Here is an 11,706-nt window from a genome sequence, read left to right on the forward strand (position 1 = left end):
CCAGGCCCCGGTGCCGATGTCGGCCCGGGCCCCGGTGCCGGGGGCGGCGTCGGTCCAGGTCCCGGCGCGCGTGCTGCTCGCCGACGATCACACCCTCGTCCGGCGGGGTGTGCGGCTCATTCTGGATGCCGAGCCCGATCTCACCGTGGTCGCCGAGGCGGGGGACGGGGCGGAGGCGGTGGAGCTGGCCCGCGCGCGGGAGCCGGATCTCGCGGTGCTGGACATCGCGATGCCCCGGATGACCGGGCTCCAGGCGGCCCGCGAACTGTCCCGGCGGCTGCCCGGCCTGCCCATCCTGATCCTGACCATGTACGACAACGAGCAGTACTTCTTCGAGGCGCTCAAGGCCGGGGCCTGCGGCTATGTGCTGAAGTCCGTCGCGGACCGGGATCTGGTGGAGGCGTGCCGGGCGGCGGTGCGCGGGGAGCCGTTCGTGTACCCGGGGGCCGAGCGGGCGCTGGTGCGGTCGTATCTGGAGCGGCTCCAGCGCGGGGACGGGCTGCCGGAGCGGGCCATCACCGAGCGCGAGGAGGAGATCCTCAAGCTGGTCGCCGAGGGGCACACCTCCAAGGAGATCGGCGAGTTGCTCTTCATCAGCGCGAAGACGGTCGAGCGGCACCGGGCCAATCTGCTCCAGAAGCTGGGCATGCGGGACCGGTTGGAGCTGACGCGGTACGCGATCCGGGCGGGGCTGGTGGATCCCTGAGGGGGTGCCGTCCTCCGTCCGGTGGGCGGCCGGGGCCCCGTCCGGCCGCTGTCCCTACGCGCTCATCACCGGGCCGGGCGGGGCACGGTGGTTCACCGGGCCGGGCGGGGCACTGTGGTTCACCGGGCCGGTCAGAACGGGTACGCCGCCTGGGTCGAGCGGGCGGTGATCCAGCGGGTCTCGGTGAACGCCTCGATGTTCGACGTACCGCCGAACCGGGCCCCGGTGCCGGAGGCGGCCACGCCGCCGAACGGGGCCACCGCCTCGTCGTTCACCGTCTGATCGTTGATGTGCACGATCCCGGTCGGGATCCGCTCGGCCAGCTCCAGACCGCGCAGTCCGTCACCGGTCAGTATGCCCAGCGAAAGACCGTACGGGCCGGCCGTGGCCAGCGCGATCGCCTCCTCGACGTCCGTGAAGGACCGCACCGGCGCCACCGGGCCGAACACCTCCTCCGTGTAGGCCGGAGCGGCGTCGGTGACATCGGCGAGCACGGTCGGCCGGTAGAACAGCTCCTCGTAGGTGCCGCCCGCCGCGAGCCGCGCCCCCGAGTCGACGCTCGCGGTGACCAGGGCGTGGATCTTGTCGCGCTGGGCGGCGTCGATGATCGGGCCGAGCGCCACCTCCTCCTTGTCCGGGTTGCCGACCGGCAGATGCTCCGCCTTCTCGGCGAGCCGGGCCACGTACTCGTCGGCGACCGAGGCGTGCACCAGATGGCGGCCGGTCGTCATGCAGATCTGGCCCTGGTGGAAGAAGGAACCCCAGGCGGCCGTGGAGGCGGCCTTCTCCAGATCGGCGTCCGGCAGCACGATCAGCGCCGAGTTCCCGCCCAGTTCCAGATGCGCCCGCTTCAGGTTCTCGGCGGCGGCGGCCCCCACCCTGCGGCCCGCGGCCGTGGACCCGGTGAACGAGATCACCCGCACCTGCGGGGCCACCACCAGCGCCGCCCCGGTGTCCGCGCCGCCCGGCAGCAGATGCAGCGCGTCCTCGGGCAGCCCGGCCTCCTGGAACACCCGCTTGATCACCACACCGCCCGAGACCGCGGTCCGCACATCCGGCTTCAGCAGCACGGTGTTGCCCAGCGCCAGGGCGGGCGCCACCGACCGGATGCCCAGGATCAGCGGGGCGTTGAAGGGCGCGATGACCCCGACCACGCCCGCGGGCACCCGGCGGGCGAGGCTCAGCCGGGGCTCGGCGCTGGGCAGGATCTCCCCGAGCGGATGGGAGACCAGCGCGGCGGCCTCGTAGCACTCCTGCGCGGCGACCGAGGTCTCGAATGCGGCCTTGCCGGGGATGCAGCCCGCCTCCCGGATCAGCCAGCGCTGGATCTCCGCGGCGTGCTCGGTGAACAGATCGCCCGCCCGGCGCAGCACCGCCGCCCGCTCGATGTACGGGGCGCGGGCCCAGGACGACTGGGCGCGGGCCGCGCGCTCGGCGGCGGTGGCGACGTCCTCGGCGGTGGCCAGCCCGATGACGTCCAGGACCTCACCGGTCGCGGGCTCCAGGACCGGGGCGGTGCCGCCGGCCGGGACCGTCCAGCCGCTTATGCCGGCCTTGCCGGACCAGAGAGTGGGATCGAGCAGGGACATGACGGCCTCCAGAGGGCACGGTGCGGGTGCGGGTGTCGGGGCATCAAGGCGTAAGTGTGGGGCGGGGGTGATGTGGGGGGCGTCAGGGGCGGAAGTCGCCCGCCGCGGAGACGGTGACCTCCAGGACCAGCGGCTCGGTGCGCACGGTCAGCTCCGGGCACAGGGCGTCCAGGGTCGCGCCCAGTTCGTCGTACGTGCTGATCCGGCGGGTCGCGCAGCCCAGGGACTGTGCCAGGCCCGCCACGCTGACCTGCTCGAACGCCGGCCACGGCGGCTTGCCGCCGTGCTGCGCGGCGAGTTTGTCCATGACCGCGTACCGGCCGTTGGCGAGGACCACGAAGACCGCGCCGACGCCGTACTGGACCGCCGTCCACAGGGCCTGGATCTGGTAGAGCGAGGAGCCGTCGCCGACCACGGCGACGACCGGGCGCCGCGGCCGGGCCATCCGTACGCCGACCGCGGCGGGGAGGGCGAAGCCGAGGCCGCCCATGGCCGCGCTCAGGAAGCCGAGCGGGGCGCGGGCCGGGAGCAGGGCGTGCAGTTCGGGGCGGGAGGACGGAGTCTCCTCCACGATCACCGTGTCCGCGGGCAGGCGTTCGGCCAGCGCGCCGAGCACCTGGGCCGGGGTCAGCGGGGTCGGAGGAGGCGGCAGTGGGGGCGGCGGGGCCTCGGAGGTGAGGGGCCGGGGCGGTCGCCGGTGGTTCGGGGCCGTGGTTGGGTCCGGGGTGGTGACCGGGTTCGAGATGTCGGCAGGGTTCGGGATGGTGGCAGGGTCCTGGATGGTGGCAGGGTTCCGGATGGTGGCAGGGTCCGGGATGGTGGCCGGTTTCGGTTCGCGCGGCGGGGTGCGGCGGGCCAGTCGGGCGCAGAAGTCGGGCAGCGGGGTGACGACGGCGAGCCCCACGGGGGAGTGATGGGCCTCGGCCGGGTCGTCGGTGACCACCACCACCTCGGCGCCGCCCCCGGTGAGCGCGCCCGGGGCGTACGGGTACTGGCGCAGGAAGGGCGCGCCCACGCAGAGCACCAGGTCGTGCCCGGCGAGCGCGGCCCGCAGCCGGGGCCGGTCGGCCGGCAGATGCCCGGCGAACAGCCGGTGGTCCTGCGGGAACCCGGCCCGCGCCCCGAACGGCTCCTGCCAGACGGGGCAGTCCAGCCGTTCGGCGAGGGCGGTCAGGGCCTTCCAGGTGGCCGCCCGGTCGGCGCCCGCGCCGACCACCAGCACCGGCGAGGCGGCCCCGGCCAGCCGGCCGGCGACCTCGGCGACGGTTCCCGGATCGGCGCCCGCCGAGCGGCGCAGCACCTCGGGGGCGGCCACTGGCAGGTCGTCGGCGGGCTGGGCCCAGTCGTCCATCGGGACCAGCACCAGCGCCGGGCCGCGTCCCTCGCGGGCGGCGTGCACGGCCCGGCCGATGGCGCCGGGGACGTCCTGGGCGCGCGGCGGGGTCTCCACCCGCACCGGATAGTCCCCGGCCAGGCCCTCCAGCCGGCCGGCCAGGAACGGCTGCTGGGCGAGATGGCGGCGGTCCTGCTGGCCGACCAGCACCACCAGGGGCGCCCGGTTGACCCGGGCGGTGGCCAGCGCGCCGACCGCGTTGCCGAGCCCGGCGGTGGTGTGGAGCAGGACGAGGGCGGGTTCGTCCCGGGCCAGCGCCCAGCCGGTCGCCGTGCCGACCACCGAGCCCTCGTGCAGACCGAGCACGAACTCCAGGTCGGCCGGGAGATCGGTGAGGACGGACACCTCGGTGGAGCCGGGGTTGGCGAAGAGGGTGGTCAGCCCGTGCAGCCGCAGGACGTCGAAGGCGGCGTCGCGGACGGTCCGGGCGGGGGCGGCACCGGGCGCCGGGGCCAAGGCGGGCGCGGCGGGGGCGCTGGGGGCGGTGGGCGCGGCGGTGAGCGCGGTGGGCGCCGTGGGCGCGGTCACGGGGCCGTGCCCCGGGAGGCGGCCGAGGAGGTCGAGGAAGCTGAGGAGGCCGAGGAAGCCGTGGACGCCGGTTGTCCGCCCAGGGTGACGTTCGAGCGCAGCCAGGAGGTGAGCGCCTCGGTCAGCCCGGACTCGGACACCATGGGCTCGCCGGCCGCCTCGCGCACGGCGGCGATCCGCTGGATCACCTCGCGGTGGTACTCGCGGACCACGGTCGCCGCATGCCGCGCGTCGCGCGAGGCGACGGCCGCGACGATCCGCATCCGGCCGGTGTGCAACGGGCCGGAGACCTGGCCGAAGTCGCCCTGCGGGCCGCCCGACAGCTTCATCGCCAGCCCGATCTGCACCTCGGTGAGGAACCGGCACAGCGCCGCGAGCAGCGGATTGTGCGAGATCTCGCCGAGCACCGTGAAGAACTCCTGGAGCGCCGCCGCCGACGCCTCGACGCCCTCGGCCTCCGGGATCGCCCGGGCCGCCGCGCGCAGCCGGTCGATCTCCTCGTCCCCGGCGTGCACGGCGGCGAGTTCGGCCGCGTAGGCGTTGAGCGCGCCCAGCAGGCCGAGGGTCTCGCGGGCGCCGACCTTCTCGACCTGGACGACCGAGGCGATGGAGACCGCGAGCAGGGTGTCGCCCTGGGCGGTGACCGTGGCCCGGCTGCCGTTGCGGGTGTGGACCAGGCCCATGGCGGTCAGCACCCGGACCGCCTCGCGCACGGTGGGGCCGCTGACGTCGTAGTACCCGGCCAGTTCGCGTTCGGACGGCAGGCGGGAGCCGTCGGGCAGGGTGCCGCTGAGGATCTGCGCGCGCAGATCCTCGACGATCTGGTCGGCCACCCTGCCGCGGAAGATCTTCGCGGGGGTCTGGGGCACGGACATGTCACTCCCGAACGTCTCCCGGACGTACGGCGCCCGGATCGGCTGGCTGCGGTGTGACTCGAATCTAACCTACCTGGTAGGTAGAGGCAATGGATTTGCTGCGGCGAGTCGGCCGTGGGTTTCCTGGATTCGATAAAAGCTCACTACCTACCTTGACACAAACCTACTAGGAAGGTTTCTTGGAAGCTGCCTGCCCACTCGGCGGCTTCCCACGCGGAAGCCGTCTTCCCGCCCCGCACCTACGGAGGACAGCGATGAAGATCGCGCCGTACGACGAGAACGCGTTCCGGATGGACCACCCCCGGGGGACGGTCTCGTTCAACTACCTGCTGATGGGCGACCGCAGCAAGCCGTTCGAGAACTACCGCTACATCCTCGGCCGCAACGAGGCCGACTTCCGGATGCCCCGGCACTGCCACACCTTCGAGCAGATCCGGCTGCCCGTGCTCGGTGACATGAACCTCGGTGAGCAGGGCTTCCTGCGCGAGGGCGAGGTCGGCTACTTCCCCGAGGGCCAGACCTACGGACCGCAGGACGACCGGCTCGAAGACCCCAAGCAGCTCCAGCTCGTGCTCCAGTTCGGCGGCGCCTCCGCCCTCGGGATGAGCGCCGGACGCGGACGCGGCCCGGACAACAAGGAGGCCCAGGCCGAGCACCGGCCGATCCGCGAGCAGCGCTTCCCCAAGCCCCGCTACAACGGCGTCGTCATCAGCAACCCCGACCACTTCAACTACCTCCCGATGCCGGGCTGGCCCGGCGTGAAGCGCAAGCACATCGGCACCTACACCGAGCGCCAGTTCTGGATCGAGTTCGTCAAGCTGGACGCGGGCGCCGAATGGGTCGCCGAGAGCGCGGACGCCCGGCTGCTCACCGTGGTCCTGGCCGGCACCGGCACCGCCGAGGGCACCGAGGTCGGCTGGATGGGCGCGGTCGAGGCCGACCCGGGCGAGAAGGTCCGGTACGTCGCCACGGAGGAACTGGTCCTCTACACCGTGGGCCTGCCCCCGATCGTGCAGCCGGTCGAGCCGGACGAGGACAAGTTCGTCACCGTCGTCACCGACGGCGGTATCCGCTTCGAGAACCCCAAGGAAGCGGACCCGAAGTAGTCCTGAGCAACCGGGCCCAAAGCGTGCTGTGCCCCCCCCGTCCAGAAAGTGATCCCGTGAAAATCGCCTCCCGGCGGACCCCCTTCGGCGATCGGCTCTGCTTCGCCGATGTGGTGCCGCATCAGCTCATCGACCTTCAGGCCGCGTTCGTCCGGCGGGCGCAGTCGGACGGCGTCCACCGCGACGACGCTCTCGTCCGGGCCCGGCTCGCCGTCCCCGGCGACCTGCCCACGCTGCTCCAGGCGGACCCGCAGCTCGGCACCGTACGACGGCTGTTCGACTGGGTCGTCGGACAGACCGGCAGCGGGGTGCTGGACGCGGACTGCCTCTGGTCCGACGATCCGGCCCGGCTCGGACCGCCCATCGGCAGGCCCCGCACCATCTGGTGCATGCTGGCCAACTACCCGCGCCGACGCCCCGCCGCCGCCCCGGTCACCGAGGCGGGCCCGCCCCGGCGCGGCCTCCAGGGCTGTCTGAAGGCGCCCGGCGCGGTGGCCGGTCCCCACGACGACCTGCGCCACCCCGCGATCAGCGAGCAGGTCGACCCGGAGATGGAGCTGGCCGTCGTCATCGGCCCCCGCTCCCGCCATCTCACCGGCGGCGAGGCGATGCGGGCGGTCGCCGGTTACGTCGGTCTGTGCGACACCGGTTCCCGGGATGTCTCGGAGCGGGACAACAACCGGATGGACCGCGCCAAGGGCTTCGACACCTATGGCATCTGCGGCCCCTGGTTCGTCACCGCCGACGAGATCCCCGACCCGCACGCGCTGCGCATCCGCCAGTGGGTCAACGGCGAGGTCCGCCAGGACGGCTCCACCGCCGAGATGTACCACTCCATACCCGAGCAACTGGCCTGGCTCACCGCCGCCCTCACCCTCGCCCCCGGCGATGTGCTCTCCACCGGCACCCCGGCCGGCCACGGCGCGGTCCGGCCCGGCGATGTCGTCCGCGGCGAGGTCGAGGGGCTCGGGGCCATCGAGAACAAGGTCGTCCTGGACGACTGATCCGCCGCCCCGGCGATCGGTGATCCGCCGCCCCGCCGCCCCGGCGATCGGGCGATCCGGTCGCCCCGGCCGACCGGTGGATTTCACTTCGGCAACAGCGTTTCCGAAGTGAAATCCACCTTCCCCCGACGCCGCCCGAGCCGCCGCCGCCCCGCCCGCCCGTCGCGCCACCACGAAAGGCCAGACATGCCCCGACCACGCCTCCAGATCATCATCGGCTCCACCCGGCCGGGTCGCCGCGGCGCCGCCATCGCCGACTGGTTCCACACCCTGGCCCTCACCCACCCCGGCTTCGACCCCGAACTCGTCGACCTCGCCGAGGTGGCCCTGCCCCTGCTGGACGAACCCGCCCCGCCCCAGCGGGGCCGCTACGAGAACGAGCACACCCGCCGCTGGAGCGCCACGGTCGGCGCCGCCGACGCCTTCGTCTTCGTCGTCCCGGAGTACAACCACAGCTTCAACGCGGCCACCAAGAATGCTCTCGACTACCTCGCCCGCGAGTGGGCCGGCAAGCCGGTCGCCTTCGTCGGGTACGGCGGGGTCGCCGCCGGTTCCCGGGCCGTCCAGGCCCTGCTGCCCGTGGTGACCTCGCTCGGCATGGTCCCGCTGGCCTCGCACGTCCAGATCCCCTCCGTCCGGACCGCCATCACCCGCGACGGCGCCTTCCAGGCCGCCCCCGGCCTCGACGACAGCGCCACCGCCGTCCTCGACGAACTCCAGCGGCTCACCCACCTGCTCTCCGCCGCCCGCCCGGCCGCCCCGGTCGGCTGACCGACCTCCACCCACTCACCCACACAAGGAGCAACGGCCATGACCGTACTGACCCTGAACCAGGCGTCCGAGATCGTCGACGCCGCCCTCGGCCACGCCCGTGAACTGGGCCTGCGCCCGCTGACCGTGACCGTCCTGGACCCCGGCGGGCACCCGCTGGTCGTCAAGCGCGAGGAGAAGGCCGGGATCCTGCGCCCGCAGATCGCCCACGCCAAGGCATGGGGCTCCCTGGGCACCGGCCAGGGCGGCGCCGCCGGAGCCCGGCACGCCACCCGTGACCCCGCGTTCTTCGCCGCGCTCGCCTCGATCTCCGAGGGCCGGATCGCCTCCTCCAAGGGCGGGGTGCTGATCCGGGACGAGGCCGGTGACCTGCTCGGCTCCATCGGCGTCAGCGGCGACCGCCCGGACAACGACGAGGCCGTCGCGCTGTTCGGCATCGAGAAGGCGGGCCTGGTCGCCGACGCGGGCTGACCCCGCCCCGCTCACCGGACAGGGCAGGCCGGGACCGGAGACCCCCAGTCCCGGCCCTCGTCCCCACCCCCCGTACCGCAGCCCTCGGAACAGAGGTACGCCATGGCGAAGACGCCGGATGACCTCGGCACCACCCGGGACGGCCCCGCCCCGCTCACCCCCCGGCGCCGCGCCCAGGCGCTGGCCGTCTGTATCGGGGCGGCCTTTCTGACCCTGCTCGATGTGAGCATCGTGACGGCCGCGCTGCCCTCCATGGAGCACGGGTCGGGGCTGTCGTCCGCGCAGGCCACCTGGGCGGTCGCCGGATACACCCTGACCTTCGGACTGGCCCTCATCCCCGGCGGGCGGCTCGGCGACGAGTTCGGCCGCCGCGAGGTCCTCCTCGTCGGCATGACGCTGTTCACCCTGACCGGGGTGCTCTGCGGGCTCGCCCCCGACGCCACCTGGCTGGTGGTGGCCCGGCTCGCCCGGGGCGCCGCCGCCGGACTGGTCGCCCCGCAGGTCGTCGGCCTGCTCCACCAGATGTACCCGCCGCGCGAACGCGGCCGGGCCTTCGGCTACTACGGCGCCTGCGTCAGCCTCTCCACCGCGATCGGCCCGCTGCTGGGCGGGGCGGTCCTCCAGGCCCTCGGTGACGGCGGCTGGCGCTGGATCTTCCTGCTGTTCATCCCGCTGGACGTGCTCGCGCTGGCGCTGGCCGCGCAACTGCTGCCCGGGGGCCGGAGCGGTGCGCGGGGGCGGGGGCGGGGCCCGGACCCGGTCGGCGCGCTGGTCCTCGGCCTCGGGGTGACCACCGTGATGCTGCCGCTGCTCCAGAGCGGCACCTGGGGCGAACGCCGCTGGTGGCTCGCCTGGACCGGGCTCGCCCTGCTGCTCTGCTTCGTGCTGTGGGAGCGCGCGGTGGCCGCCCGGGGACGCCGCCCGCTGGTCGACGTCCGGCTCTTCCGGCAGCGTACGTACTGGGTCGGGACCCTGGTGGCCGGGGCGCTGTACGGCGGGTTCACCGGGATCTTCCTGGTGCTGTTCCAGTTCCTCCAGCAGGGGCTCGGCTACTCGCCGTTCGGGGCGTCGCTGTGCACGGTGCTGTTCACGGCCGGATCGGCGGCCTGCGGGATCGTCAGCGGCCGGCTGGCGCACCGGATGGGCGGGCCGCTGGTCATCGCCGGTACGGCCCTGACCGCCGCCGGGCTGGCCGTCACCGCGCTGGTCGCGGGCGCCTCCGGGCCCGGCGACAGCATGGTCCTGCGGCTGGCGCTGCCGCTGCTACTGGCGGGCTGCGGCACCGGTCTGGTCATCGCCGCCAACCAGACCCTCGCCCTCCGGTCGATCCCGCGCCGCGAGGGCAGCACGGCCGCCGGTGTCTACCAGACCGGCATGAAGATCGGTACGTCCCTGGGCACCGCCCTGGCCGGGTCGCTCTACTTCGGCCAACTCCTCGCCACCCGAGGGGACTTCGCCGCCGCCGCGCGGGCCGGGCTGCTGGGTGCCGCCGGGCTGGCCGCCGTCGCCTTCGTGGTGGCGCTGCCCGGCCTCGGTCTGCCCACGGCCTCCTCCCGGCCGGGCGCGGTGAAGCCCGCACCGGCCGCCCGCTGAACCGAACCCCTACCCGAGAGGCACGCCCCACCATGACCCCTGTCCTGGGCACCGCCGTCGACATCCCCGTCCCCGACGGCACCGCCGACGCCTATCTGGCCCACCCCGCCGACGGCGCACCCCGCCCCGGAGTGCTCCTCTACACCGACGCGTTCGGCGTACGGCCCCCGGTGCGGGCGATGGCCGACCGGCTGGCCGCCGCCGGACACACCGTGCTGGTGCCGAACCTCTTCCACCGCCACGGCCGGGCCCCGGTCGTCCCCCTCCCCGCGACGATCGGCGAGGGCACGCGCGGCGAGCTGTGGCAGCGGCTGCGCCCGATCCTGCGCTCCCTGACCCCGGAGCTGGCGATGCGCGACGCGGCCGGCCATCTGGACTGGCTGGCCGCCAGCCCCCGGGTGGCGCCCGGCCAGGTGGCGCTGACCGGGTACTGCGTCGGCGCCCGGCTGGCGCTGCTCACCGCGGGCACCCACCCGGACCGCATCGCCGCGGCGGCGGGCTTCCACGGCGGGCGCCTGGCAACCGAGGATCCGGACAGCCCCCATCTGATCGCCCCGCGCATCACGGCGGAGCTGTACTTCGGCCATGCCGACGACGACCCGTCCCTGCCCCCGGAACAGATCCGGCGCCTGGACTCCGCCCTCACGGACGCGGGGGTACGCCACCTCTGCGAGGTCTACACCGGCGCCCACCACGGCTACACCCAGACCGACACCACGGCCTACGACAAGAAGGCCGACGACCGCCACTGGGACGCCCTCCTGGCCCTCCTGGACCGGACGTTCGGCCAGGCCGTGTCGTCACCGCCCCGCCCGCCGGCCGACGACACGCCCTGAGCCAACACCCCCTAAGCCACCGGCCCCGGATCGCGGCGGCCCATCACCTGGCCACCCAGCCCCACATTGGACCGGAGCCACGCCCCCAGCGCCTCCGTCAGGCGACTGTCGTCGGCGTCGGTCCCGCGGCGGGCCTCGCCGAGCCGGTGGACGGCCCGGTCGTGGTAGGCGCGGACGACTTCGGCGGCATGGGCGGGGTCACGGGTGCCGATCGCGGTGACGATCCGCATCCGGCCCGGCTGGAGATCCCCGGCGACCCGGCCCCAGTCGCCCTCCCCGGCGCCGGACAGCTTCAGGGAGAGGCCGATCTGCATCGCGGTGATGAACCGGCACAGCGCGGCCAGCAGCGGGTTGTGGGAGATCTCGGCCAGCGTGGCGAAGAAGTGGTGCAGGGCCGCCGAACCGGCCTCGACGCCCTCCGCGCCGGGAATGGCCAGGGCCGTCTCGCGGAGCCGGGCGATCTCCTCGTCGGTGGCGTGCTCGGCGGCGAGTTCGGCGGCGTACGCCTGGAGGGCGCCGAGCAGTCCGAGCACCTCACGGGCGCCGACCTTCTCGACCTGGACGACCGAGGCGATGGACATGGCGAGCATGGTGTCGCCCTGGGCGTTGACCGTGGCCCGGCTGCCGTTGCGGGTGGTGATCAGGCCCATGGCCGTCAGCACCCGGACCGCCTCGCGGATGGTCGGCGCGCTGACGTCGTACGCCGTCGCCAGATCCCGCTCCGACGGCAGCCGGGAGCCGTCGGGCAGGGCGCCGCCGAGGATCTGCGTACAGAGGTCCTCGACGATCTGGTCGGCCACCCGTCCGCGAAAGATCCTCGCGGGGTTGTTGGGC

Annotated in this window: 11 protein-coding genes; 7 read left to right on the forward strand and 4 right to left on the reverse strand. The window is 74.1% G+C overall.

Features of this window, described 5'->3' with window-relative positions:
* Window positions 1-16 precede the first annotated feature (16 nt).
* A complete protein-coding gene (locus AB0O01_RS33665; RefSeq protein WP_365319596.1) occupies window positions 17-706 on the forward strand; it encodes a response regulator transcription factor in 690 nt (229 codons plus the stop codon).
* Window positions 707-837: 131 nt separating this feature from the next.
* Here the strand turns inward: AB0O01_RS33665 and AB0O01_RS33670 are convergent, their stop codons facing one another.
* From AB0O01_RS33670 to AB0O01_RS33680, 3 genes are all read right to left on the reverse strand, one after another.
* Window positions 838-2,295 (reverse strand): benzaldehyde dehydrogenase, encoded by a 1,458-nt coding sequence (locus AB0O01_RS33670; protein WP_365319485.1) that lies wholly within the window; start codon window positions 2,293-2,295, stop codon window positions 838-840.
* An 82-nt stretch (window positions 2,296-2,377) separates the two neighbouring features.
* Window positions 2,378-4,216 carry a thiamine pyrophosphate-dependent enzyme gene (locus AB0O01_RS33675; RefSeq protein WP_365319487.1) on the reverse strand — a complete coding sequence of 613 codons (1,839 nt, stop codon included), beginning with the start codon at window positions 4,214-4,216 and terminating at the stop codon, window positions 2,378-2,380.
* Window positions 4,213-5,091, reverse strand: coding sequence for a GntR family transcriptional regulator (locus AB0O01_RS33680; protein WP_365319489.1), 879 nt, complete (start codon window positions 5,089-5,091; stop codon window positions 4,213-4,215). The genes AB0O01_RS33675 and AB0O01_RS33680 overlap by 4 nt, the downstream gene beginning before the upstream one ends.
* Before the next feature lie 254 nt (window positions 5,092-5,345).
* Here AB0O01_RS33680 and AB0O01_RS33685 point away from each other — a divergent pair, with 254 nt between their 5' ends.
* The 6 genes from AB0O01_RS33685 (at window position 5,346) to AB0O01_RS33710 (ending at window position 10,872) form a co-directional block, all read left to right on the forward strand.
* Window positions 5,346-6,197, forward strand: a complete 852-nt coding sequence (locus AB0O01_RS33685) for a hypothetical protein (RefSeq protein WP_365319491.1) — start codon at window positions 5,346-5,348, stop codon at window positions 6,195-6,197.
* A gap of 56 nt (window positions 6,198-6,253) precedes the next feature.
* Window positions 6,254-7,201: a fumarylacetoacetate hydrolase family protein gene (locus AB0O01_RS33690; RefSeq protein ID WP_365319493.1), complete on the forward strand. Its 948-nt coding sequence runs from the start codon at window positions 6,254-6,256 to the stop codon at window positions 7,199-7,201.
* A gap of 186 nt (window positions 7,202-7,387) precedes the next feature.
* Complete coding sequence (locus AB0O01_RS33695) at window positions 7,388-7,972, forward strand: NAD(P)H-dependent oxidoreductase (RefSeq protein ID WP_365319495.1); 585 nt, start codon at window positions 7,388-7,390, stop codon at window positions 7,970-7,972.
* 39 nt (window positions 7,973-8,011) lie between these two features.
* A complete protein-coding gene (locus AB0O01_RS33700) occupies window positions 8,012-8,443 on the forward strand; it encodes a heme-binding protein (RefSeq protein ID WP_365319496.1) in 432 nt (143 codons plus the stop codon).
* Between the two features lie 102 nt (window positions 8,444-8,545).
* A complete protein-coding gene (locus tag AB0O01_RS33705) occupies window positions 8,546-10,036 on the forward strand; it encodes an MFS transporter (protein WP_365319497.1) in 1,491 nt (496 codons plus the stop codon).
* Between the two features lie 32 nt (window positions 10,037-10,068).
* Window positions 10,069-10,872, forward strand: a complete 804-nt coding sequence (locus AB0O01_RS33710; protein WP_365319499.1) for a dienelactone hydrolase family protein — start codon at window positions 10,069-10,071, stop codon at window positions 10,870-10,872.
* Window positions 10,873-10,883: 11 nt separating this feature from the next.
* On the opposite strand, the gene AB0O01_RS33715 is transcribed toward AB0O01_RS33710, so the two are convergent.
* Entirely contained in the window at window positions 10,884-11,672 is a 789-nt protein-coding gene (locus AB0O01_RS33715; protein WP_365319502.1) for a GntR family transcriptional regulator, read from the reverse strand.
* Window positions 11,673-11,706 lie beyond the last annotated feature (34 nt).

This window comes from Streptomyces sp. NPDC093252, from assembly GCF_040683675.1.
Taxonomy (GTDB): Bacteria; Actinomycetota; Actinomycetes; order Streptomycetales; family Streptomycetaceae; genus Streptomyces.

What these genes read in the sequence shown, in the direction of transcription:
- AB0O01_RS33700 (WP_365319496.1), top strand. Translation starts at nt 8,012, where the DNA reads ATGACCGTACTGACCCTGAACCAGGCGTCCGAGATCGTCGACGCCGCC.
- AB0O01_RS33680 (WP_365319489.1), bottom strand. Translation starts at nt 5,091, where the DNA reads ATGTCCGTGCCCCAGACCCCCGCGAAGATCTTCCGCGGCAGGGTGGCC.
- AB0O01_RS33670 (WP_365319485.1), bottom strand. Translation starts at nt 2,295, where the DNA reads ATGTCCCTGCTCGATCCCACTCTCTGGTCCGGCAAGGCCGGCATAAGC.
- AB0O01_RS33705 (WP_365319497.1), top strand. Translation starts at nt 8,546, where the DNA reads ATGGCGAAGACGCCGGATGACCTCGGCACCACCCGGGACGGCCCCGCC.
- AB0O01_RS33695 (WP_365319495.1), top strand. Translation starts at nt 7,388, where the DNA reads ATGCCCCGACCACGCCTCCAGATCATCATCGGCTCCACCCGGCCGGGT.
- AB0O01_RS33685 (WP_365319491.1), top strand. Translation starts at nt 5,346, where the DNA reads ATGAAGATCGCGCCGTACGACGAGAACGCGTTCCGGATGGACCACCCC.
- AB0O01_RS33665 (WP_365319596.1), top strand. Translation starts at nt 17, where the DNA reads ATGTCGGCCCGGGCCCCGGTGCCGGGGGCGGCGTCGGTCCAGGTCCCG.
- AB0O01_RS33710 (WP_365319499.1), top strand. Translation starts at nt 10,069, where the DNA reads ATGACCCCTGTCCTGGGCACCGCCGTCGACATCCCCGTCCCCGACGGC.